The sequence below is a fragment of the Corynebacterium sp. HMSC072D12 genome (assembly GCF_001813925.1).
Classification (GTDB): domain Bacteria; phylum Actinomycetota; class Actinomycetes; order Mycobacteriales; family Mycobacteriaceae; genus Corynebacterium; species Corynebacterium aurimucosum.
Genome location: NZ_KV814411.1, coordinates 25056 through 48795, shown reverse-complemented (window position 1 = coordinate 48795; position 23740 = coordinate 25056). Strand labels below are relative to the sequence as shown.

At 59.2% G+C, this 23740-nt stretch carries 20 protein-coding genes and 1 tRNA gene; 8 read left to right on the top strand and 13 right to left on the bottom strand.

Going from position 1 to position 23740, the window contains the following annotated elements; translation table 11 throughout:
• Window positions 1-96: 96 nt before the first annotated feature.
• From HMPREF2943_RS07785 to HMPREF2943_RS07760, 6 genes are all read right to left on the bottom strand, one after another.
• On the bottom strand, window positions 97-861 hold the full coding sequence (locus HMPREF2943_RS07785; RefSeq protein ID WP_070446863.1) for an amino acid ABC transporter ATP-binding protein: 765 nt from the start codon (window positions 859-861) through the stop codon (window positions 97-99).
• Complete coding sequence (locus HMPREF2943_RS07780; protein WP_070446865.1) at window positions 861-1814, bottom strand: amino acid ABC transporter permease; 954 nt, start codon at window positions 1812-1814, stop codon at window positions 861-863. The genes HMPREF2943_RS07785 and HMPREF2943_RS07780 overlap by 1 nt, the downstream gene beginning before the upstream one ends.
• Window positions 1807-2688: an ABC transporter substrate-binding protein gene (locus HMPREF2943_RS07775; protein ID WP_070644859.1), complete on the bottom strand. Its 882-nt coding sequence runs from the start codon at window positions 2686-2688 to the stop codon at window positions 1807-1809. Before HMPREF2943_RS07775 ends, HMPREF2943_RS07780 begins: the two co-directional genes overlap by 8 nt.
• A 3-nt stretch (window positions 2689-2691) precedes the next feature.
• On the bottom strand, window positions 2692-3507 hold the full coding sequence (locus tag HMPREF2943_RS07770) for a DUF368 domain-containing protein (RefSeq protein WP_070446869.1): 816 nt from the start codon (window positions 3505-3507) through the stop codon (window positions 2692-2694).
• Between the two features lie 136 nt (window positions 3508-3643).
• Entirely contained in the window at window positions 3644-3919 is a 276-nt protein-coding gene (locus HMPREF2943_RS07765; RefSeq protein WP_070446871.1) for a hypothetical protein, read from the bottom strand.
• Between the two features lie 67 nt (window positions 3920-3986).
• Window positions 3987-4060, bottom strand: a tRNA-Leu gene (locus HMPREF2943_RS07760).
• A 91-nt stretch (window positions 4061-4151) separates the two neighbouring features.
• On the opposite strand from HMPREF2943_RS07760, the gene polA reads away from it, so the two are divergent.
• Window positions 4152-6803 (top strand): DNA polymerase I, encoded by a 2652-nt coding sequence (gene polA / locus HMPREF2943_RS07755; protein WP_070711271.1) that lies wholly within the window; start codon window positions 4152-4154, stop codon window positions 6801-6803.
• A gap of 3 nt (window positions 6804-6806) precedes the next feature.
• Here polA and HMPREF2943_RS07750 read toward each other — a convergent pair whose 3' ends face one another.
• Together HMPREF2943_RS07750 and HMPREF2943_RS07745 are read right to left on the bottom strand one after the other, a co-directional pair.
• Window positions 6807-7277: an RDD family protein gene (locus HMPREF2943_RS07750; RefSeq protein WP_070644855.1), complete on the bottom strand. Its 471-nt coding sequence runs from the start codon at window positions 7275-7277 to the stop codon at window positions 6807-6809.
• A gap of 60 nt (window positions 7278-7337) precedes the next feature.
• On the bottom strand, window positions 7338-8078 hold the full coding sequence (locus HMPREF2943_RS07745; RefSeq protein ID WP_070711270.1) for a class I SAM-dependent DNA methyltransferase: 741 nt from the start codon (window positions 8076-8078) through the stop codon (window positions 7338-7340).
• Between the two features lie 241 nt (window positions 8079-8319).
• Here HMPREF2943_RS07745 and rpsA point away from each other — a divergent pair, with 241 nt between their 5' ends.
• Both rpsA and coaE read left to right on the top strand, forming a co-directional pair.
• The gene (gene rpsA / locus HMPREF2943_RS07740) at window positions 8320-9780 is read left to right on the top strand and encodes a 30S ribosomal protein S1 (protein WP_010190105.1); all 1461 of its coding nucleotides are present in this window, start codon (window positions 8320-8322) and stop codon (window positions 9778-9780) included.
• 113 nt (window positions 9781-9893) lie between these two features.
• The gene (gene coaE, locus HMPREF2943_RS07735) at window positions 9894-10496 is read left to right on the top strand and encodes a dephospho-CoA kinase (protein ID WP_070644851.1); all 603 of its coding nucleotides are present in this window, start codon (window positions 9894-9896) and stop codon (window positions 10494-10496) included.
• A 14-nt stretch (window positions 10497-10510) separates the two neighbouring features.
• On the opposite strand, the gene HMPREF2943_RS07730 is transcribed toward coaE, so the two are convergent.
• Complete coding sequence (locus HMPREF2943_RS07730) at window positions 10511-11875, bottom strand: DUF4185 domain-containing protein (protein WP_070711269.1); 1365 nt, start codon at window positions 11873-11875, stop codon at window positions 10511-10513.
• A 104-nt stretch (window positions 11876-11979) separates the two neighbouring features.
• Between HMPREF2943_RS07730 and HMPREF2943_RS07725 the strand changes: the two genes are divergently transcribed.
• The 4 genes from HMPREF2943_RS07725 (at window position 11980) to HMPREF2943_RS07710 (ending at window position 15671) form a co-directional block, all read left to right on the top strand.
• On the top strand, window positions 11980-12342 hold the full coding sequence (locus tag HMPREF2943_RS07725) for a DUF4259 domain-containing protein (protein ID WP_201828125.1): 363 nt from the start codon (window positions 11980-11982) through the stop codon (window positions 12340-12342).
• A gap of 97 nt (window positions 12343-12439) precedes the next feature.
• Window positions 12440-14533, top strand: a complete 2094-nt coding sequence (uvrB, locus tag HMPREF2943_RS07720) for an excinuclease ABC subunit UvrB (protein WP_070446886.1) — start codon at window positions 12440-12442, stop codon at window positions 14531-14533.
• Between the two features lie 111 nt (window positions 14534-14644).
• Window positions 14645-15091, top strand: a complete 447-nt coding sequence (locus HMPREF2943_RS07715) for a universal stress protein (protein ID WP_070446888.1) — start codon at window positions 14645-14647, stop codon at window positions 15089-15091.
• Between the two features lie 139 nt (window positions 15092-15230).
• A complete protein-coding gene (locus HMPREF2943_RS07710) occupies window positions 15231-15671 on the top strand; it encodes a universal stress protein (RefSeq protein ID WP_070446890.1) in 441 nt (146 codons plus the stop codon).
• An 85-nt stretch (window positions 15672-15756) separates the two neighbouring features.
• Here HMPREF2943_RS07710 and HMPREF2943_RS07705 read toward each other — a convergent pair whose 3' ends face one another.
• From HMPREF2943_RS07705 to HMPREF2943_RS07690, 4 genes are all read right to left on the bottom strand, one after another.
• A complete protein-coding gene (locus tag HMPREF2943_RS07705) occupies window positions 15757-16770 on the bottom strand; it encodes an App1 family protein (protein WP_070711267.1) in 1014 nt (337 codons plus the stop codon).
• A 10-nt stretch (window positions 16771-16780) separates the two neighbouring features.
• Window positions 16781-19021: a HelD family protein gene (locus tag HMPREF2943_RS07700; protein WP_070711266.1), complete on the bottom strand. Its 2241-nt coding sequence runs from the start codon at window positions 19019-19021 to the stop codon at window positions 16781-16783.
• A gap of 180 nt (window positions 19022-19201) precedes the next feature.
• The gene (locus HMPREF2943_RS07695) at window positions 19202-20125 is read right to left on the bottom strand and encodes a DoxX family protein (protein ID WP_070446965.1); all 924 of its coding nucleotides are present in this window, start codon (window positions 20123-20125) and stop codon (window positions 19202-19204) included.
• A 95-nt stretch (window positions 20126-20220) separates the two neighbouring features.
• Window positions 20221-20823, bottom strand: a complete 603-nt coding sequence (locus tag HMPREF2943_RS07690; protein ID WP_070711265.1) for an MBL fold metallo-hydrolase — start codon at window positions 20821-20823, stop codon at window positions 20221-20223.
• 76 nt (window positions 20824-20899) lie between these two features.
• On the opposite strand from HMPREF2943_RS07690, the gene uvrA reads away from it, so the two are divergent.
• Window positions 20900-23737 (top strand): excinuclease ABC subunit UvrA, encoded by a 2838-nt coding sequence (gene uvrA, locus HMPREF2943_RS07685; protein WP_070644840.1) that lies wholly within the window; start codon window positions 20900-20902, stop codon window positions 23735-23737.
• Window positions 23738-23740 lie beyond the last annotated feature (3 nt).

The following is a 23740-nucleotide window of genomic DNA, read 5'->3' as shown; positions in this document are numbered from 1 at the left end:
TGTTGCCAAAGATCTGGCCAGATCTTGAGGTGAGGGCGAGAAACTTTGGCAACAAGGGCAGTTGCGGCGGTGGTGCGTGCGTGGTGGTGCAGTGCGCTAGAGCAGCGAAGAGAGGAAATCCTTCGTGCGCTGGTGCTGAGGATTGTCCAAGACCTGCTGTGGGGTGCCGGTTTCGATGACGCTGCCGCCGTCCATGAAAACGATGGTGTCGGCGACCTCCCGGGCAAAGCCCATCTCGTGGGTGACAACGAGCATGGTCATGCCATCGGCGGCAAGTTCCTTCATCACGCGGAGCACCTCACCGACGAGCTCGGGGTCGAGGGCGGAGGTGGGCTCGTCGAAAAGCATGAGCTTCGGGTCCATCGCAACCGCGCGAGCAATGGCGACGCGTTGCTGCTGACCACCAGAGAGCTGGACTGGGTAGGCGTCCGCCTTGTGCGCGAGGCCAACCTTTTCCAGCAGCTCCATGGCCTTTTTCTTTGCCTGCTCCGGGTTCTGCTTCTTTACCTGGATGGGGGCCTCGATGATGTTTTCCAGCACGGTGCGGTGGCTAAAAAGATTGAATTGCTGAAAAACCATGCCGATATCTTGGCGCTGGGCGGCGGCTTCTTTCTCGGAGATTTCATAGAGCACGCCGTTGCGCTCGCGGAAACCAATCAGTTCGCCGTCGATGTAGAGGCGGCCGGCCGTGACCTTCTCCAGGTGATTACAGCAGCGCAGGAAGGTGGACTTACCAGAACCGGAGGGCCCCAGAAGGCACGTGACCTCACCCGGCATGACTGTGAGATCGATGCCTTTGAGAACCTCAAGTTGGCCGAAAGACTTGTGCACATTTTGTGCGGAAATCATGGGTGTCGGCATTAGTTCTTTACCTCCGGGATGACAGAGACGTTGCGGGGAATGGTTCCTTCGGCATCCGCCAGCGCGGCCAACTGGCGGCCGGTGAGCTCGCGGGTGGCGCCGCGCTCAAAGCGGCGCTCTAAGAAGTACTGGCCCACCATGAGCAGAGAGGTGATGGCCAAATACCACGTCGCCGCGACCATAAGCAGGGGGATGGGCTCGAAGAGCGCAGCCGAAATGTCCGTGGCGCGGCCGAAAATTTCCGCCGTGTAGGGAATAGCAACCACAAGTGAAGAAGTCTTGAGCAGTGAAATAAACTCGTTGCCGGTCGGCGGGATGATGATGCGCATGGCCTGCGGGAGCACAGTGCGGCGCATGGTCATCCACCATCCCATTCCCAGGGCCTTGCTGGCTTCCTTCTGGCCCTCCGGAACAGAAGAGATACCGGAGCGAACAATCTCCGCCATGTATGCGGCTTCGTTCAAGCCTAAGCCTAAGACGGACAAGAGGAATGCGTTATTGAGTACCTCGGTGAGGGAAATCTCTGTGAATCCAAGGTTGATGGATTGGTAGAGGGCTGAAAGTAGACCCCAGAAGACGAGCTGCACGTAGATTGGGGTGCCACGGAAGAGCCAGAGGAAGACCCACGACACGCCACCTAGCACAGGGTTAGGGGACATGCGCATCACCGCGAGGGCAGCGCCGCCTACGACGCCGATGATCATTGCCAGAATCGTAATGGCAATGGTGTGCAGGGCAGCGGTGGCAATCCGAGTATCGAAAAGATACTGGAAATACGTGCCCCACCCGAAGGCTTCGTTGCGTGCCGAGGAGATGATGAACCATACGGCAAGCAGAGCGAGGACAGTGGCGAATACCCAGCGCCAGGGGTGACGCAGTGGGCGGGCTTCGATCTTTTCTGGGGCAGTCGAAGCCGATGAATTCGACGCTGCCGGGAGAGAGGAGTTAGTCATTGATCGGCCTTTCGTTAATCATTGCGTGTTCGACGAGTCCGTCGTCAACACCCCATTTATCGAGAATTTCAGCGTATGCCCCGGTATCGATGAGATGCTGGAGTGCCGCCGCCACGGCAGGGCCGAGGTCTGAATCCTTTGGCACGGCGAAGCCGTAGGGTGCGGCGTCGAACATCTTGCCGACCATGGACATACGTCCATCTGAGCGGTTGACAGCCCATGCGGAGACTGGTGAATCCGCAGAGAGGGCGTCCGCGCGGCCCATCAAAACCGCAAGGGCGGCGTTATCGCTTGTGTCATAGGGCAGGATGGTCAAGTTACCATCGCAGGCTTCCTGCTTGGGACGCAGATCGTCGGTCTCCGACACCGTCGTGCGCTGCACCGCGACGGTAAGGCCACAGGGATTCGATGGATCGACCTTGTGGGGGCCGTCGGTGAGTTCTGCCCACTGGATGCCGGCGTAGAGGATGTCGACGAAATCGAAGTTTTCCCGGCGCTCATCGGTATCGGTGAACCCGGAACCGCCGAGATCAATCTGTCCCGACTGAACCGCCGGCAAGATCATGGAGAAGTCTTGTTCCACTGGCTGGAACTTGAGCCCCAATACTTGGGCGACTGCATTGGCTAGGTCCATTTCCAAGCCGATGATCGAGCCGTCGGAGTCCTTGAACTCGAACGGCGCGAACGGTGGGTTCGTGCCGACGGTGAGGACACCATCGGTGTCCTGATACATCGCGGCAATCTCGGGAACTTCGTCCACGTTGGGCGCGGACCAGCCCTCTGGCAGCGCTGGCTCCTCGTTGGTGACGCAGCCGGAGAGGGTAGCCGAAGCTAACAACCCGGCTGCTCCTACGATGGCCGTTTTCTTTCTCATGCTTTAACTCTCTTGGTAGCTAGCGGCTTTGCGCCTATCCACGGCGATGAAAATAGCGACGATGATGCCGCCGAGCGCGAACATAAGCAGGATAAGCGGTGTGGAAGCATCCTGGTCTGCGCCCCACGGCCACAATGCGCGAAGCGAGCCCAGCATAAAGCCGGCCATGGCGGCCAAGGTCGGATCGCGGTGGGTATCGAGTAGGTAATTCAAAACCTTGACGAACGCGACAAGGCCGCACAGCGCGCCGAGGGCGAAGACGCCCACGATGGTCATGTTCCGGTCAGAGACCGCGCCAATGACAGGCTGGTAGAGGCCCATCGTCAGCAAGATGAGTGAGCCCGATACGCCGGGGAGAACGAGCGCGCAGACGGCCACCATGGCCGCCAAGAACACCACAATCAGGCTGGGGTCTTCGACAGGAGTTGAAGTAAAGCCGGTAACGAAGAAGATCGCGACGGTGGCGATGATGAATGCGGCGATGGACGCGGGCGTAAACCGCGACATCATGCTTATTGGAACGATGATGGACACGGCGACCATGCCGAGGAACAATGCGCGGGACAAGGACACTTGTCCTTCCACAAAGTTGTGGAGCAGCGTGGAAAAACCGAAGACGGCAAGGAACATGCCGGCGGCGACTGAGAGGAGGAAGCCCCACTCAACCTTTTTGAAACGGCCGGAAATGAGATCATTGGCGTTGTGCAAAGCGCGTTCATAGATGCCTACGATGAGCGCCACGGTGCCTCCGGAAATACCGGGGACCAACTCGGCCATGCCAATGAGGGCGCCGCAAATGGCGTTAAGAATATAGTGCATAAACCGAAAGTAACGTTGACAGTCTCCTCGGTGGGGATGCCGTGCCGAAGGAGAGGAATGGGCAGATGACTCCTTATTCTCTCACTCCGCGAAGGGCTTATGCAAACTATTCAGCCCATAGAAGGTTATACGTTGCCTACATCGGCAAGCGCTTGGCCACCTCGCCGTAGATCGAACCCAAGATGGCGAAGGCAGCGAGGCCTACAAGGCCGTCGAGAAGCACGGTGTAGAAAGTGTTGAGCTGCGGATCGTCCGAGGACGCCGCAGACTTACGCAGCTCCTGGTAGTAGGAGGAGCCTTCCACCTTGGAGGAAACCTCCTTGTCGGCACTCGAATCTGCGGCAGTAGCCACGGTGGTACCACCCAAGGTGAGGGCAACGGCGGTGCTCACAGCGATGATAGTGCGACGCATGGTAACGGATTCCTTTCGGTTGAAAACGCTAACACCCCACAACAGGGTCTGTTGCGGGGTGGAATTGTGCCCCTGGTGAGACTCGAACTCACACTACACGGGTTTTGAATCCGTTGCCTCTGCCAATTGGGCTACAGGGGCGCACAAGCAACGATAGTAGCGCAGCCGACCAATGTGAACCTAATTGCCTGCCTACGGCCCTCAACGGTGCCGCTCCGTGCAACACGTTAGGATGGGCCGGGTGACTACTTCTCAGCCCCGACTCTTGCTCATCGACGGCCACTCCATGGCCTTTCGCGCATTTTATGCACTGCCCGCGGAGAACTTTTCCACCTCGGGTGGCCAGCACACGAACGCGGTATACGGCTTCCTGTCCATGCTGGCGAATATCCTCGCCGAGGAGAAGCCGGACTTCGTCGCTGTAGCCTTCGACGTGGGCCGCAAGACCTTCCGTACCGACATGTTCCCCGAGTACAAGGCGCAACGAGAGGCCGCCCCCGAAGAGTTTCGCGGCCAGGTTGAGCTCATTCGTGACGTGCTGGAAACGTTGGGAATTACCACGCTCTCGCGCGAGAATTTCGAGGCCGATGACATCGTGGCCACGTTGTCCACACAGGCGGGCGCGGACTATGAGACTTTCCTGGTTACCGGTGACCGCGACTATTTGCAGCTTGTCGACGACTCCACGACCGTCCTTTATCCCATGCGCGGGGTGTCCAAGCTGCATCGCTTCACACCGGAGGCGGTGAAGGAGAAGTACGGCCTGAGCCCCGAGCAGTACCCGGATTTCGCAGCCCTGCGCGGAGATCCTTCCGATAACTTGCCCTCCGTTCCGAAGGTGGGGGAGAAGACCGCCACGAAATGGATTACCCAGTATGGTTCCCTCGATGGCCTCATCGAGCATGCCGAGGAAATCAAGGGAGTGGCGGGCCAGAACTTCCGCGACCGCATTGAACAGGTCAAGCTCAACCGGAAGCTCACCCAAATGGTGACGGACATGGACCTGGAGGTTGGACCGGCAGACCTGGAATTCAAGGGAGCGGTCGCTAGCGAGGTCGCGGCTCGCTTCGACGAGTTGGAATTTGGCACCAACCTGCGCGAGCGGGTCCTCAACGCCGTCCCGCACGATGCCGCCGCCGAAGCTGCCGCGGCAGAGGAAACGCCGGATGTATCGGTGACCGTGGTGGACACGCCGCTGGCTAAGTGGCTCGAAGGTAAAAAGCATGTCGCGGTATTCGTGCAGGGTGACGGAACCCCAGGTGCAGGAGATGCGGCAGCGCTAGCACTGGTCGATTCAGCTTTTGAAGGACTCCAGATTGAATTGGCGGACCTGGATGCAGAAGATGACGCCGCCCTGGCCGCGTGGTTGTCATCAGATGCGCCGAAGTATGTGCACGAGGCAAAGGCTACTTGGCACATGCTGGCGGGGCGAGGGATTGAACTACGTGGAATTGCCCATGACACAGCCCTGGCGGCCTACCTCCTGCGCCCAGGTCAGCGCACGTATGCGTTGACGGACGTGTACCAGCGCCATCTGCAGAAGTCCTTGGGGGTGGCCACGGAGCAGCTTTCCCTCTTGGATGACAATCAACTTGTAGAACAGGCCGGCGCCATCATGGAGCTGGCGGCAGAACTGACTAGTCAACTCCAAGAGATTGATTCCTTCGAGTTGTATACAGACCTTGAGTTGCCGCTCGTGACCATCCTGGCCCAGATGGAGGCCGCTGGTATTGCAGTTGACCGCGATGTCTTGGAAACGCAGCGTGATGCTTTCATTGAGCAGGTCAATGAGCAGGAACGCGCCGCCCGCGAGTTGGCTGGTGATGATTCTCTTAACCTGAATTCCCCGAAGCAGCTGCAGGCGGTGCTCTTCGATACTTTCGATATGCCGAAGACGAAGAAGACTAAGACAGGTTATTCGACCGCAGCTAAGGAAATTGAGCAGCTGGCCGTTACCCATCCGCACCCCTTCCTGGATCACCTGCTGGCGCACCGCGAATACCAGAAAATGAAGACGACGCTGGAGGGGCTCATCAAGACCATTCAGCCGGATGGCCGCATTCACACCACGTTTAACCAGACGGTGACTTCAACCGGCCGCCTATCCTCGACCGAGCCGAATCTGCAGAACATCCCGGTGCGCACGGAGGCTGGTCGCCAGATCCGCTCGGCCTTCGTGGTCGGTGAAGACTTCGAAACCTTGATTACGGCCGATTACTCGCAGATTGAGATGCGAGTCATGGCGCACCTCTCTGCCGACCCTGGGCTTATTGAGGCCTACCGGGAGGGTGAGGACCTCCATAACTACGTTGGTTCCAAGGTCTTCGATGTTCCTGTCGATGAGGTCACCCCAGAGCTGCGCCGCCGAGTCAAGGCCATGTCCTATGGCTTGGTCTATGGGCTATCCGCATTTGGCTTGTCGCAACAGCTGGGCATCCCCGCACGGGAAGCCAAGGAGATCATGGAGAGCTACTTTGAGCGATTTGGTGGTGTAAAGCGCTACCTCGACGAAGTTGTCGTGCAAGCTCGAAAGGACGGCTACACCTCCACGGTCTTCGGGCGCCGCCGCTACCTACCGGAGCTGAACTCCGATAATCGTGTTGCTCGCGAGAACGCCGAGCGCGCAGCGCTCAACGCCCCGATTCAGGGAACTGCAGCAGACATTATCAAGGTGGCCATGATTCGCGTGGACAAGGCGCTTGAAGGTTTGGCCTCGCGCGTCTTGCTCCAGGTTCACGATGAACTCGTCGTGGAGGTGGCTCCCGGCGAAGCGGAGGACGTCCAGCGCATCGTGGAGCGAGAGATGGACAAGGCTATCGAGTTGACTGTGCCCCTTGAAGTCTCCGTTGGTGTGGGCAAAAACTGGGATGCCGCAGCGCACTAGGGCTTAGGTCAAGCCCACCGCGCGCTCGTCTTCGGTGGGCGTGCGGCGCTCGACCAAACATCCGGCAAGGAGGTCGAATGGGGTTTGTCCCAGCAGCAGGACGCTGAGGCCGAGGATGCCCAGGATGGTTGCCTCCACGAAGGGGAGTCCTGTCAACGCGAGAAGTGTGAGAAGGAGCCAGCCGTTGCGAACGGCTGCGCTGCCGATTCCGGGATGCTCAGCAATGACTTCTAGCTTTAGCGACCACTTACCCAGGGAAGTCTGCTTTGCGGCCTCTACCCACACTCGGTAGACGTAGAAGACGAGTGCGAGGGCAACGATGTCATAGACAGCGCCTGCTCGACCGCTCAGCACTTCATCGGCGATGAGGTTGATAAGCCACTTGAGTGCCACGATGATGGCGGCGGCGAGAAAGGCATCAATCCACCAGGCCACTGCGCGGCGCGCGAAAATCCCGAGGCGTTCTAGAAGCATGGCTGTCAGCTTAGTTCGCTGCAGCCGATTGATTCGATACCAGGGGAAGCAGTGTCTGACCTACCGTGCTTCGCACACGAAGATGGCGGTGCCGGGGAAAATGGCTCCCCGCTCAGGCGACCATTGTCCCCACGTAAGTGTGTTTTCCTCCGGCCACTCGGGTTCGATGAGGTTGCGAATTTCAAATGCACCGCGCACTTGGAGTGCTCGCACCCAATCGCCCATCGTGCGGTGGAACTCGGCATAGCTGAGCTCACCGCTGTCATCCTGCTCTAGGTAGGCGCGTTCAAAATAAGACAGCTGCGCAGTGAGGTCCTGTGGATCATCGGGGAAGACCCAACGCATGGGGTGTGGCACAGAAAAGACGAAGCGGCCATGAGGGTGCAGAACACGGTGGACTTCGTTCAGTGCCTGGTCAAGGTTGGCCACGAAGGGAAGGGCGCCAAAGGCGGAGAAGACGACGTCGAAGGATCCGTCACGATAGGGAAGTGCTAGGACATCAGCCTGAACGAGCGGTAGGCCACTCTCGGCATGGGAAAGCATTCCAGACGAGAGATCGAAGCCCGTGGCAAAGCGCGCGCGTCCTTGCAGCCACTGCGTGCAAGGCGCGGAGCCGCAGCCGAGCTCGAGGACGGTATCGGAGGATACATCGCCCAGTAGCTGCGCTTCCGCCTCGTGCAGCATCTCAGGACACCAGTAGAAAGAGGATAGATATTCGGGGTGTTCCGCGTGGTAGGAATCGGCGTCACGATCCCAAAAATTGCGATTGGCTGAGGAAGCAGAAAAGGCTGCAGAAGACATTCTCACTTTTCCAATTTCTTTTCCGTGTTGTATTTGCCGTTTTAGCTGCGAGGATGTAGGGTTGTACGGGCGTGTCTATGACTCGGGACGCGCTGGGCTACTGTAGGAGAGTTCGGCACGGCTGCGAGTCGGGATTGAAATCCATCTTAAGCCTTGCGTATTTGCGCTGCTTAATGACGCTTTTCAAGAGACGCGTAACTGTCCAATTACGATCTCCTACGTTTATTCGGAGCATAACTACATGCCAACTTCTAACACCCCTCAGGTTGCGATCAACGACATCGGAACCGCAGAGGACTTCCTCGCAGCCGTCGACGCCACCATCAAGTACTTCAACGATGGTGACATCGTCGAGGGCACCGTGGTCAAGGTTGACCACGACGAGGTCCTGCTCGACATCGGTTACAAGACCGAGGGCGTCATCCCGTCCCGCGAGCTCTCTATCAAGCACGACGTCAACCCGGATGAGGTTGTCGAGGTCGGCGACGAGATCGACGCACTTGTTCTCACCAAGGAGGACAAGGAAGGCCGTCTGATCCTGTCCAAGAAGCGCGCACAGTACGAGCGTGCTTGGGGCGCCGTCGAAGAGCTGCACGCCAAGGAAGAGCCGGTTACCGGTACCGTCATCGAGGTTGTCAAGGGTGGTCTCATCCTCGACATCGGCCTCCGTGGCTTCCTCCCGGCTTCCCTCGTTGAGATGCGCCGCGTTCGCGACCTGGAGCCGTACATCGGCCAGGAGCTCGAGGCCAAGATCATCGAGCTGGACAAGCAGCGTAACAACGTTGTCCTGTCCCGCCGCGCATACCTCGAGCAGACCCAGTCCGAGGTCCGCTCCGAGTTCCTGCACCAGCTGCAGAAGGGTCAGGTCCGCAAGGGCGTTGTCTCCTCCATCGTCAACTTCGGCGCCTTCGTCGATCTCGGCGGTGTCGACGGCCTGGTTCACGTTTCCGAGCTGTCCTGGAAGCACATCGACCACCCGTCTGAGGTTGTCACCGTGGGCGACGAGGTCACCGTCGAGGTTCTCGACGTCGACCTGGACCGCGAGCGCGTGTCCCTGTCCCTGAAGGCAACCCAGGAAGATCCGTGGCGCGTCTTCGCCCGCACCCACGCTGTGGGCCAGATCGTCCCGGGCAAGGTCACCAAGCTCGTTCCGTTCGGCGCCTTCGTTCGCGTCGAGGAGGGCATCGAGGGCCTCGTCCACATCTCCGAGCTGGCTCAGCGCCACGTGGAGGTTCCGGACCAGGTTGTCAACGTTGGCCAGGAAGTCATGGTCAAGGTCATCGACATCGACCTCGAGCGTCGTCGTATCTCCCTGTCTGTTAAGCAGGCCGACGAGGACTACACTGACGAGTTCGATCCGTCCAAGTACGGCATGGCTGACTCCTACGACGAGCAGGGCAACTACGTGTTCCCGGAGGGCTTCGACCCAGAGACCAACGAGTGGCTCGAGGGCTACGACGAGCAGCGTCAGGCTTGGGAGGCTCGCTACGCCGAGTCCGAGCGTCGCTTCAACCTGCACACCGCTCAGATCGAGCGCAACCGTGCTGCAGCTGCTGAGGCCGCTGAGTCCGCTGCCAACTCCAACTACTCTTCCGAGTCTCAGGATGCAGCTCCGGCATCCGATTCTCAGGCAGAGGTTGGCGGCTCCCTCGCATCCGACGAGCAGCTCGCTGCTCTGCGCGACAAGCTCGCTGGCAACTAAGAATGGATCTTTCTCGGTTCGCACTCAGCGATGAACCCGAGATGGTCTAGCTTTTGAGAAAGGCCGCTTCTCCCACTGTGGGAGGGGCGGCCTTTCGCGTATCCTAAGCCGGTATGAAGCTCATTGGACTCACCGGCGGTATCGGCAGCGGAAAATCTACAGTGGCGCAGCTTCTCCTGCACCACGGATGGGAGCTAGTTGATGCCGATCAGATAGCTCGGGACATCGTTGAACCGGGGCAACCGGCGCTCGCTGAGTTAGCAGACGCTTTCGGGGAGGATATCCTTCAAGCCGATGGAAGCCTCGATCGTGGGCTGCTGGCTTCCCGCGCTTTCGCCAGCCGGGAGAAGACCGATCTCCTCAACTCCATTACGCACCCGCGTATTCAGGAGGAAACCCAGGCCCGCTTCGACTCCGCGCGCCGCGCTGGCGCCGACTTCGTGGTGTATGACATGCCGCTCCTCGTGGACAAGGGTCTACACAAAAATATGGACGCCACCATCGTCGTTGACGTCGATGTGGAGGAGCGGGTTCGCCGCCTCGTGGAGTATCGCGGGCTGGATGAGGGGGATGCGCGCCGCCGGATAGCGGCGCAGGTCCCGGACGATGTGCGCCGCGCCGCTGCTGATTTCATCATTGATAACAACGGCGCTCGCGATAAGCTCGATGCGCAGGTTGACGGGGTCGTCGACAAGCTCCGCTCCCGGTTCGCCTAGGGACGCGCAATTAACTAACGCGTCGCTACGACGTCAGAGACTTCAACGTGGTCGTTGTTTTCCATGTCTTCGCCCACGAAGTCGAGGTCTGTGCGCATGAGCATGGTGTTGTAGTCATGCCAGGACGTCAGAGTGTAATAGAGGTGCTGATCGTCCTGGTTCGGCAGAACGAAGGGAGCATAGGTGTCATTGAGCGGCTGGCCGCTGACGACCTTGGTGGTCTTTTCACTCACCAGCATGCGGCGCGGCGACCATGGGCCTTCTGGGCTATCGGCCGTGCGCATAACGATGCCTTCGCCCTCCACCCCGTACATAGTGATGTATTTGCCCAAGTAGTGGTTGTAAGCCACAGAGAGTTCGGATACCTTGCCGTCGAGTACCTCGGTGGCGCTCGCCGGATTCTTCACCCAGGAGCCGTCAGAGTAGTAGCTGAAGGCTTCCTCGTTAGGAAACTCCGACTTCAACGCACGGGACAAATATGCTGGGCCGCGGCGGCCGTTGCCGGTGGTGAAGCGGTAAATGTACTCGTCGTGCTCGATGAAGGCTGATTGTTGAAGTTTTTCAAACCCTTTGCGGTAGTTGGCGCCGCCGGGAATCGGCGCGTTCGCACCGTGGCTAGTGTTGGTTCGGGTGGCCTCTGGCACTGCGCGCCACGTGACTCCGCCATCAGTCGACTTCACGGTCGCGCCAAAGTTGGTGGACCAGCCGGTCTTCGGATCGTGCCAGGAGCGCACCGACATGTAGTCGATGTAGTGCACGCCGTCGACCACTATGCCGGCCGTGGGGATAGTGGTGCGCTCGCCGTTGGTGTCTTTATCTCCCACCTTCTGGGAAGGGATGAACTCCTTAGCCCGGCCTTGAGCCGACCATCCAGAGTTCGTTAGTGCTTCCTCCAGGCGCAGGCCGTCACCATAGTCGTGGTCGCTCGTGCGCAAAAGGAGGTTGGAACGCCACCCGTCGCCCTCGCTTGAGCAATCCATGGAATCGCCGAAGACATAGTAGGATTTGCCCGCGCCATCCGAGTAGGCGATGCCGAGGTCAGTTCCGGAAATATCAAACTTCCGGTCGGTGCGGTTTGGAGAACCGGAACCAGTGATGAGCTGCATGATTTGGGTTGGCCCGCCGCTGATCTGGCGCTGGTTATAGTTGCTGCGCTGTGGTGCCTCAGTATTGCCCGAACTGCTGGACCGGGAAGAGCTGCCGAGTAGGGCGTCGAGCCCACCGAGCGAAGAGCCGGAAGTCTCGGGTTTCGACGTGAAGCTGCCGGACCTCGAGTAGGCCGTACACGGTGACGCGTGGGCCGCAGGGGAGTGGGTCACGATAGCGACAGGCACTAGTCCGGCAATGGTCAACGCGCTGGTAAGAGAACGAAGCTTCATGTCAGCAGATTCTAAAGGAGAGCGCCAACTTTTAAAGGATATGGCGGCTAAAATTTACCTTGTGCTCGCATCCCGTTCACATTCCCTGCTTAATCTGCACCTCCATGGGAACGTGGGATGTTGGGCCTTTTGATAATCACGCCGCGTGCGAAGTGCTCGCGGCAATCCGTGATGGCTCCTTCGATCTTGATACGTTTAAGAAAAGCTGCGTGGATTCTCCCATCGACGTCGATGATGCCGAGGTAATCATTGCCTTGGGGGCATTGGCCACCACGCCTGAAGATAGGCTCCCCGCTGGAATTAGCGCGGATGACGTTAAAGCTTTGCGCACACCACAGACCCGGGCCTGGTTGCGCAAGAAAATCAATACAGCGATGGAGCCCAACAGTTCCCCGATTTATGCGTTGTGGGAAACCACGGGTGAGCTTGAACTGTGGTTGCGCAGGACGCGCGCGGCGTTGCCCTAAAATGCAGTGAGGCCTCCCTTCACAGACACAGGTGAGACAGGTTGCCTAGCCAGTGGGCCCTAGCAGGTTTCGTGGTGTGCGCGTTAGACTGGTCAGCATGGCTTTTGCTGCTGAACACCCCATCCTGCCCGTCTCCGAACATCGCCCTGTTGGCGAAATCGAGCGGCGCTCCGCCGAGTTCCGTGTTGAGTCCGAATTCCAGCCCGCTGGCGACCAGCCCGCCGCCATCGCGGAACTGGATGAGCGGCTCAGTCGCGGCGAGCGCGACGTGGTACTCATGGGTGCCACGGGTACCGGTAAATCCGCGACAGCCGCCTGGCTCATCGAAAAGCAGCAGCGCCCAACACTTGTGATGGCGCCGAATAAAACGCTGGCGGCGCAGCTGGCAAATGAGCTGCGCCAGCTTCTCCCACACAACGCGGTGGAGTACTTCGTCTCCTATTACGACTACTACCAACCGGAAGCCTATATCGCGCAGACGGATACCTACATTGAGAAGGACTCCTCTATCAATGAGGACGTGGAGCGCCTCCGCCACTCCGCCACGTCAGCTCTTCTTTCTCGCCGTGATGTGGTTGTGGTTTCTTCTGTGTCGTGTATCTACGGTCTGGGCACGCCGCAGTCCTATCTTGATCGCTCTGTTGTGCTAGAGGAAGGGGAGGAGATCGACCGCGATCGCTTCCTCCGCTTGCTCGTGGATATTCAGTATGAGCGCAATGACGTGGGCTTTACGCGCGGAACCTTCCGCGTCAAGGGCGATACCGTGGATATTATCCCTGCCTATGAAGAGCGCGCGGTGCGCATCGAGTTCTTCGGCGATGACGTGGACGAGCTCTACTACATCCACCCCTTGACGGGCGACGTGCTGGAGCGGGTCGACGAGGTAAGAATCTTCCCCGCAACGCACTATGTAGCTGGGCCAGAGCGCATGGCCCGTGCCATCGAGGACATCAAGGAGGAGCTCGCGGAGCGCCTCGCGGAGCTGGAGAACCGCGGCAAGTTGCTCGAAGCGCAGCGCCTGCGCATGCGTACCGAATACGACCTTGAGATGATCGAGCAGGTGGGCTTTTGCTCCGGCATTGAGAACTATTCGCGCCACGTTGATGGACGTCCCGCCGGCTCCGCGCCGGCGACACTCCTGGACTATTTCCCAGAGGACTTCCTCACCATCATCGATGAGTCTCACGTGACCGTCCCGCAGATCGGCGGCATGTTTGAGGGCGATATGGCCCGCAAGCGCAACCTCGTGGAGTTTGGCTTCCGTTTGCCTTCTGCCGTAGACAACCGTCCGCTCACTTTCGATGAGTTCGAAGAACGTGTGGGACAAGCGGTGTACATGTCGGCGACGCCCGGTGATTTCGAAATGACGGCTTCCGGCGGCGAGTTCGTGGAACAGGTCATTCGCCCCACCGGCCTCGTAGATCCCAAGGTGACGGTCAAGCCCACCAAGGGCCAGATTGATGATCTCATCGATGAGGTCCGCGCCCGCACCGCGAAGCAGGAGCGCGTCCTGGTCACGACGTTGACCAAACGCATGGCAGAGGACCTCACGGACTATTTGCTGGAACACGGTATCAAGGTGCGCTACCTCCACTCGGATATTGACACGCTTCAGCGCGTGGAGCTGCTGCGCCAATTGCGCTTGGGGGAATTCGATGTCCTCGTGGGCATCAACCTGCTGCGTGAGGGCCTCGACCTTCCTGAAGTTTCACTTGTCGCCATCTTGGATGCCGATAAGGAAGGTTTTCTGCGCTCCACCACCTCGCTTATTCAGACTATTGGCCGCGCCGCCCGAAATGTGTCCGGTGAGGTCATCATGTACGCCGATAAGATTACGGACTCAATGCAGGAAGCCATCGAGGAGACTGAGCGCCGCCGTGAGAAGCAGATTGCCTATAACAAGGAGCACGGCATCGACCCGCAGCCGCTACGCAAAAAGATCGCCGATATCTTGGACCAGGTTTATGAGAACGCCGATGAGCAGGGGCAGGACGCGGATCCCACGGCCATCGTCGACAAGCCGGATGTGTCCTCCATGGCTGCCGACGAGGTGCAGGCGCTTATCGACGACCTAACGACCCAAATGCGCGAGGCAGCCCGGGAGCTCAAATTCGAGTTGGCGGGGCGCTTACGCGATGAGATCGCTGATCTGAAAAAGGAGCAACGCGGTCTCAAGGAGGCCGGCATTTGACGACGCGCCTAGTCCTGAAATTTGCCAACTCAATGTGCGGGTAAAACCCGTCTCGGCATAGCAGACCGTGTCATACTATTTAAAGATTAAGCACTACTTATAAGGAGAATTATGCTGAGCTACAACGTTATCGCTGTCGGAACCGATGGTTCTCAGACGTCCATGCGCGCTGTCCGTTCTGCCGCATCCATGGCGCGCGCTTATGACGCGACACTGATTATCGTGTCTGCTTTCTACAACCACTCGGGTTCGATGCTCGGCGCCCCGAACTCAGAGGATGCCCGAGTACCGGTTGTGAGCGAAGAGATGTCGGAAAGCTTCCTCAACAATGCCGCGGAGATTGCGCACAGCGAGGGGGCGGAGCGGATTGAGATCATCGCTAAGTCCGGTGACCCGGTGAATTCGCTCCTCGAGGTCGGCAGGGACCATGACGTTGATATGTTCGTTGTGGGTAACAAAGGAATTCATTCGGTGCGTGGTCGCGTGTTCGGCTCCGTGGCTACGGAGCTCACTCGTAAAGCCCACGCTGACGTCGTCGTGGTCAACACCACTGACTAGGGCAGAACATGGCGCGCTGAGCCTCGTGCGCGCTGATCGACGTGAACGCGCCAGCGTTGTTAGACTAGCGGGTGCGCAAAAGCTTTAAAATTTTGTCAAGCGGTGGCCTCATGGTTGAGGCCAGCGAAGAAAGGTCATCATGAGCGATTACAACAAGATCGTGGTCGGCACCGACGGTTCCAAGTCCTCCCTGCTTGCTGTGGAGCGCGCCGCCAAGATCGCCGCAGCCTTCGATGCCACCCTCATCATCGGTTGCGCCTACTACGAGAACCAGGAGCAGGCTTCCAAGACTTTGCGCCAGGATTCCGTGACGATTCTCGGTGATGAGAAGGCCCAGGCCAACCTCGCCTCTGGCAAGGAGCACGCAGAGAAGTTCGGCGTGGCGAAGGTGGAGACCGCTGTGCGCCCGGGCACCCCGGTTCAGGCCCTGATGTCCATTGTCAACGACAACAAGGCAGACCTGCTCATCGTGGGTAACCGTGGAATCAACTCCCTGACCGGCCGCCTGCTTGGTTCGGTACCGGCGGACGTCGCACGTCAGTCTGATTGCGATGTCATGATTGTCCACACCGTCAACTAACGCTTTATTGCGTGCACGGCGCGCAGCGCCCAGAGACCTTCAAAGAAAGGGTTACCTGGGCCGCTGCGCGCCTTTTCTTATCTTCCTAGCTGGAAGGAAGAGTGCGGTAGGCACGGGCAAGGGCGTTACCGTCGGTGCCTTGAATGAGCGGGATATCGAAAGAAGACTGCTCGTTGACCTTCACCAAGGGAGCGAGCGAGCCGTGGGACAGCAGCTGCTCCTGCGGTGTGAGATTGCGTATCGCAACTGCTGCCACATGGTTAGGATGCTCCGCTGCCGCGTCCGCATAGGTCAAGGGATCGTGCTGGCCATCATCACCGATGAGCAGCCAGCGCAGTTTGCGGAAAGCGATGAACAGGTTTCGCAATTGGACGCGCTTGTGCTCCAGGCCATTGCGGAAGAGGCCGGTAGGTGTAGGCCCCCAATCCGTCAGGAGTAGCGGGCCGCGGGGGAATCCGTTGTCCGCCATGAAGTTCACCAACGTGTCATAGGTGTTCCACGCACCGGTGGAGAGGTAAATGAAGGGTGCCTCTGGGTGCTGCTGGTAGATCTCTCGGTAGAAGCTGGCCATGCCTTCTACTGGTTTGCGCGTATTAGTGCGCTTGACCCAAGAATTCCACGCCGCAATCATCGCGCGTGGCAGCCACGTGACCATGATGGTGTCATCGATATCGCTGACCACACCGAAGGTCGTGTCCTTATCCACGATGAGGACCTCCGCGCTGGCTTCCTCGGCGCCCTTGGCACGGATGGTGACCTCGTGCCAACCGGGTTCTAGCCCGTGGTCATGGACTAGCACGTCGACATAGCCGTTGTCGTTCGTGGTGCCCGCTACCGTTTTCCCGCCAACCGTAACTTCAACCTCGTGGTGCGTGACCTGAATGGTGAAGAACTGGCGGTATCCGCGTTGAGCCCACGTATCGCGCTCTTCGGCGGCAGGGTCATGCATGAGGACCCGCCCCAGCACGTGGACGAATTCCTCGTTGCCGTAGCCGGCATAGCCAGTAACACTGGGGCGCCAGCCTTTGCGTGCTGAGCGCTTGAGCGAGTAAGCATTTGCGGTGGATTCGACTTTGCGGGCGATATCGGAAAGTGCCATGCGCACCAGATTAACGGAAAACCTCCGCGTAGCGGCCGGCGATGGTGAGGGACTGCGTCGCACGCGTCAGCGCCACGTAGAGGTTGTGCAGACCCTGCGGGGACGCTTCCACGATGTCATCCGGATTGACTACGGTGACGTGGTCAAACTCCAGTCCTTTGATCTGCTCAACGTTGGCTGCGGTGATCACAGCGCGCAGGCGCCCGTCAGCGTCCTGGAAGGTTGCGGGCTGAAGGTCGCTCTCACCGTCCTGCCAGATAACGTCCACACCGTCGCGCACCGCGATGCCTGGCGTCGCCTCGGGGTTGATGGATTGAAGGAGCTGGTTGGCCAGCTCCGTGATCGGGCGCGGGGTTCGGTAGTTGACACTCAGACCGTGCAATCGGAAGCGCTGGCCGACGAAAGGCTCGAGAGTCTCGCCCCAATCATCAACGCCGGCGGGAGCTCCAGTCTGGGAGGTATCGCCGACGAGCGTCATCCACCGGGAAGGGCTGCGCCGGAAAATCATGCGCCACTCCATTGGGGTCAACTCCTGTGCCTCGTCGACGATGACGTGCCCGTAAGCCCACGTGTAGTCCTCGCGGGCACGTTGAGCGGTGGTGCGGGAATCCCGAACTTCGTGGCGTCGAGCGAGGTGCTCGGCATCGATGACGTCGTGGGCAGAGAGAATCTCCGCTTCGAACATGTCATCATCGTTGTCGGTGGAATCAGATGAGCTCAGAATGTCGAGGGCATCTTCTGCCTCGGCGACCTGCTCACGCCATTCCTTCTCCTCTGCAGCGCGTTCCGCTTCTGGGTCTGGCATGCCGATGAGGACAGCGAGTTCGTCGAGAAGCGCAGCGTCGGACGCCGCCCAAGCCCGGCCATCCTCGCGGTAGAGGGCACCCCGGGTTTCCTCATCGTAGGCGCTGGCCGCTGAATCGATGCGTTCGGTGCTGCTCAGGAGCTCGGCGAGCACATCTGTAGGCGCCAGATGGGGCCAGAACTCGTCGATGAGCTCCAGGACCTGCGGTTCTTCAGCAAGATCATCGTGGAGCTGGTCCACATCTGCGCGGGAGAGCAGGTTGGCGCCTCCCAGCGGATCAGAACCGATGCGTTCGGCCATCTGTTGGGCCAGCGATTCGATGAGGTGTTCCGCAAACGCGGCTTGGGCATCGTTGTGCGGCTTGCGCGAGCGCCGTGCGCGGGTTCGTGCTGCCTTGACCATCTGGGGGGCCACGGTGAGCTCGAGCCGATCGATCTCCAGCGTGCGCAGCTGCTCGGGCACACGCTGGTAGTCCTTCACCGCGTTGCCGAGAATCTCCACCATGGCCTCTGAACCCTTGATTTCGCGGGCGAGCAAGGTTTCAGCGTGTGTAGCCTCGATGCTGGGGAAGAGAGAAGAAATGGTGGAGAGTACAACGCCGGTCTCACCAAGTTCCGGGAGTACTCGGGAAATGTATTCCAGGAAGGTGGAATTGGGGCCCACGATGAGCACGCCCGTGGCGGCTAATTGTTCGCGGTAGGTGTAGAGCAAGTAAGCCACACGGTGCAGCGCCACCGCCGTCTTGCCGGTTCCTGGTCCGCCTTCGACCACCATGACTCCGCGCGTGCTGTCACGGATGATCTCATCCTGTTCGCGCTGAATGGTCTCCACGATGGAGGGCATATGGCCAGTGCGGGCACGCTGCATGACGTGGTGGAGGGCGGATTCACTAGCGACATCGCTGCTTTCTGCAGTGTTGTCTCCTTCGAGGATCTCGTCGCTAATACCGGTGACAGTGCGACCGGTAGTCCTGATATGCCGGCGGACGTGAACCCCTTCAGGGTGCGCAGTGGTTGCCAGGTAGAAGGGCCGCGCCATCGGGGCACGCCAATCCAAAAGAAGCGTGCGGTAGTCCTCCTCCCGGGCATCAAGTCCCATGCGGCCGATATAGCGGCGGTCGAGGCCTTCCGGGGTGGGGTTATCGCCAGGTGCATCAATGTCGATGCGCCCAAAAACTAGACCGAGTTGGGCGACGTTAAGTCGATCCAGCTTGGCTTGTAGGCCGTGGTACTCGGTTTCGCGGCGCACGAGAGCATCAGCATCTGGGGTATGAGGGTCGACGGCTGCTTGCACCTCGTTGAGGCGTACATTGGCAGCGTGGACCTCGTTGTCCAGACGCTCAAAGAGGCCGTCGACATAGGCTTGTTCGCTGGCTATTTCGGCGCTGTGCTCGCTCGCGTGGGCGCTGGTTTTCCCGGTGTGAGTCGCGGGTGAAGATTCAGACACAAGGCTCCTTGGGTGCGTATGAAGGCTTCTCGTGAACAGACGGGAAGTAAGAAGGGAGATAAAGGAAGAGTGGACAGGAAAAAGAACAACGGCCCAGCATACTAGCTGAGCCGTTGTTGTCTCCACCGCGGTGATTATCGCGGTGCGTTGCGGGGCTTTCCGCAGCGTAGGAAGGAGAGCTTAGAAGCGGTCACCAAACTTCTTGAAAGCTTTATCCAGCTTCTTGGAGGCTTGCTTCTGGAGCTTCTCAGCGCGCTTGCGAGCCTTCTTCTGGGCGCGCTTTCCGTCGAGCGAATCTGCCTTGGCTAGGGCCTCGTCAGCGCGGTCTTGTGCCTTGCCGGCTGCCTTTACCAGACCCTTGCGGGCGGTTTCGGTGTTGTCACGTGCAGCGTCAAGCCAATCATCTTTGTTCTCCTCAAAGAACTCACGAGCGGTCTCAGCCTTGTCCTCGACGAAGGAGCGCGCGGAGTCGATGAAGTCCCGGCCAGCGGACTCCCAATCATCACGGTTGTCCTCGACGTAGTCCTTGGCGGTTTCGAACCAGTCATTAGCCTTATTGGTCACATCAGAAGAAATCTCGTTGGCGCGGTTGGAGAAGTCTTCTGCGAACTTCTGCTGCTCGGACTTACCCGGCAGCGCCTGCTGGATCTTCTTGTTGGCACGCTCCGAGGCCTTGGCAGCACGCCAACGCACGGAGGGCTTGCCTTCGGTGTCCTGCGTAACAATGGCCAAGGCACCAAGTAGGGCAGTGTTGGTGATGAAGCTGTTGCGCTGTGCTTCCTTGTCCTTCTTGGAATCGGCGGTCCAGAAAGCGTTGCCCACCAGGTTAGGGACGTGCGTCAGCGCGAGCACTGCAGCCGAGGTGCGCGGGGCTTTGCCCAGTGCCAAGGTGGTACCTGCAGCGGTCTTCGCACCGCCGAGTGCGCGGGTAACGAGCTCTGGGTCATTTGGGATGTAGCCTGCATATTCGCGGGGCAGCACCTTGCGCAGGCGCTTGAGCGCGGACTCGGTGTCCGCGACGTGCTCCGAGGTGTTGCGGAGCGTATCCACACCATCCCAGACAAACACGGAGGCCAGCATAGGACGGGCAAATTTACGAATCATAACGTGCTCCATTCAATAGATCTTTAAAGACGTTCGTCACACCATAGTACGCGGGTTAAGCAAGTGCCGCTGTCAGTGCAGCAGTTAATAAGTTGTTACCAACGCCGCTCCCACCATTCGTCCATGTGCGGGCGCTCTGCGCCGAGCGTGGTGGGTGCGCCGTGCCCAGGGCGGACGATCGCTTCGTCCGGGTAGACATCAAAGAGACGCTGCGTGACATCCTTGTACAGACGCACGAAGTCACCTTCCGAGGTGGTCTTGCCCACTCCGCCAGGAAACAGTGAATCGCCAACGAAAAGGTTGGTAACCCCATCAATCTCTGCGGTAATGGCCGCACCGCCGGGGGTGTGTCCGCGCAGAATAATAACGGGTAGTTCGTAGCCGGCGAATGGGAGCGTATCGCCGTGCTCCAGCTCGACGTCGACGGGTGCCGGCAAGGCAGGGGAGTCCAGGAAAGAGGAGTAATGCACGGCACCGGTTTTATCCAGAACCTCTTTGAGCGCGCGCACGTGGTCCCAATGACGGTGCGTGGTGAGAACGGAAGTGATCTTTACCCCATGGTCGGCGGCCAAGGAGAGCAGCGCAGGGGCGTCAGCGGAGGCGTCGATAAGCAGCGCCTCGTCACCGGCGCACAACAGGTAGCAATTGTTGTCCATCTCGGACACGGAAATTTTGTGAAGCTCAAGCGCGTTGTTCATAAGTCCAACCATACGGGTACATTCTGAGTGAGAACTCTCTGAACACACATTCTTTTGTGTAGGAAGGCAGCAACTAGTGGCTGATCGTTTGGTCGTACGAGGTGCGCGTGAGCACAACCTCAAGGGCGTGGATATCGACATTCCGCGCGATAACCTGGTGGTGTTTACCGGTCTATCAGGATCCGGTAAGTCCTCACTCGCCTTTGACACCATCTTCGCCGAGGGCCAGCGGCGCTACGTGGAGTCCTTAAGCTCTTATGCGCGCATGTTCCTCGGCCAAATGGATAAGCCGGACGTCGAGTTTATCGATGGCTTATCACCGGCGGTGTCCATTGACCAAAAATCCACCAACCACAATCCGCGTTCCACCGTCGGAACCATCACTGAAATTTATGACTACCTGCGTTTGCTCTTTTCTCGCGCGGGTACAGCGCACTGTCCTGAGTGCGATGCCGTCATTGAGCGCCAAACCCCGCAGCAGATCGTGGATGAGGTCTTAAGTCACGAGGAGAAGCTTAAGTTCCAGGTCCTTGCCCCTGTGGTGCGCCGACGTAAGGGCGAGTTCGTTGACCTCTTCGCAGATCTCGCGGCGCAGGGTTATTCCCGCGTTCGGGTGGATGGTGAGCTTTACCAGCTCAGTGACCCGCCCAAGCTGAAGAAGCAGATCAAGCACGACATCGATGTCGTCGTGGACCGCCTGCAGGTGAAGGCTTCTCAAAAGCAGCGGCTGACGGATTCGGTGGAAACAGCACTGCGCTTGGCAGACGGCCTAGTCACCCTGGATTTCGTAGACCGCGAAGAGCTCACGCACACCTACTCGGAGAAAGCAGCCTGCCCCAACGGCCACACGCTGACCATTGAGGAATACGAGCCTCGCGCGTTCTCGTTCAACGCGCCTTTCGGTTCCTGCCCGGTGTGCGATGGCTTGGGCACGCGCCTTGAAGTGGATGTGGATTTGTTGATCCCGGATCCGGATGCCCCGGCTGTCGAAGCCATCCAACCGTGGACGTCGAGCCCCAATGCGCGATATTTTGTCAAACTGGTTGAAGGGCTAGCGAAAGCCCTGGACTTTGATCCGCGCACCCCGGTGTCCGAGCTGAGCAAGGAGCAGCGCCACGCGCTGATTTATGGCACGGATGTGGAAGTCAGCGTGCGCTATAAGAACCGCTATGGCCGCCAGCGCAACTGGACCGCGCCGTTCGAGGGTGCCATCGGCTTCTTGGAACGCAAGCTCGATCAGACGGATTCCGAATCCCAGAAGGACCGTCTGCTTCAGTACACCCGCCGCGTGCCTTGTAACGCTTGTGGCGGTACCCGCCTGAAGCCGGAAATCTTGGCGGTGCGCTTAGCCTCCACCGCACATGGCGAGCAGTCCATCGCTGGCTTGACGGCGCTGTCCATCGAGGAGGCGGCGGAGTTCCTCGACTCGCTCGTGTTGGGCCACCGCGAGGAGATCATCGCCGGTGCCGTGCTCAAAGAAATCCAGGCTCGCCTGCGCTTTCTTCTCGACGTCGGCCTGAACTACCTGACCCTTGACCGCGGCGCCTCCACGTTGTCCGGCGGTGAAGCACAGCGCATTCGACTCGCCACCCAGATTGGTTCTGGTCTGGCGGGAGTCCTCTACGTGCTGGATGAGCCCTCGATTGGCCTGCACCAGCGCGATAATCAGCGCCTTATCGCCACGTTGAAGCGCCTGCGCGATATCGGAAACACCTTGATTGTGGTGGAACATGATGAAGACACCATCCGGGAAGCGGACTGGCTTGTCGACGTTGGGCCTCGCGCCGGCGAATTTGGCGGAACTGTGGTCTATCAGGGAGAACCCGCCGGTATCGAATCCGTGGAGGAGTCCCTGACGGGGCAGTATCTGTCAGGAAAGAAGAAGCTTGCGGTCCCGGATACACGCCGTGAGATTGACCCCGAGCGCATGCTCAAGGTCGTCGGCGCGCGCGAGAATAACCTCAAGGGTATTGACGTCGAGATTCCACTGGGCGTCCTCGTCTGCGTCACTGGTGTGTCTGGCTCAGGAAAGTCCACAGTGGTCAACCAAATCCTGGCCAAGACCTTGGCCAACAAGCTCAACCGTGCCCGCCAAGTGCCCGGTCGTGCCACACGCGTGGAGGGCGTGGAACACCTAGACAAGCTGGTGCAGGTGGACCAGAGCCCCATCGGCCGCACCCCGCGCTCGAATCCGGCAACCTACACAGGCGTCTTCGACAAGATTCGTAATCTTTTCGCGGAAACCCAGGAGGCGAAGGTCCGCGGCTACAAGCCGGGGCGGTTCTCCTTCAACGTTAAGGGTGGACGCTGTGAGGCCTGCCAAGGCGACGGCACCATCAAGATTGAAATGAACTTCCTGCCCGATGTTTACGTGCCGTGCGAGGTCTGTGATGGTGCCCGCTATAACCGCGAAACGCTGGAGGTCCTTTATAAAGGTAAGAACATCGCAGAGGTTCTCGATATGCCGATTTCGGAGGCAGCCGAGTTCTTCGAACCCATCACCTCAATTCATCGCTACCTCAACACCTTGGTGGAGGTAGGCCTGGGATATGTCCGCTTGGGTCAGGCCGCCACGACGCTTTCTGGTGGTGAGGCACAGCGCGTAAAGCTGGCATCCGAGCTTCAGAAGCGCACGAATGGACGCACGGTCTACATCTTGGATGAGCCGACGACTGGTTTGCATTTTGAGGACATCCGCAAACTTATGCTCGTCATCCAGGGGCTGGTGGACAAGGGCAATTCGGTCATCATCATTGAGCACAACCTAGACGTCATCAAGGCCGCCGACTGGATCGTGGATATGGGGCCAGAAGGCGGTTCCGGTGGCGGAACTGTCGTGGCCCAAGGCACGCCGGAGGACGTGGCGCAGGTAGAAGGCTCCTATACGGGAGGGTTCCTCCAGGAGATGGTGTGATGG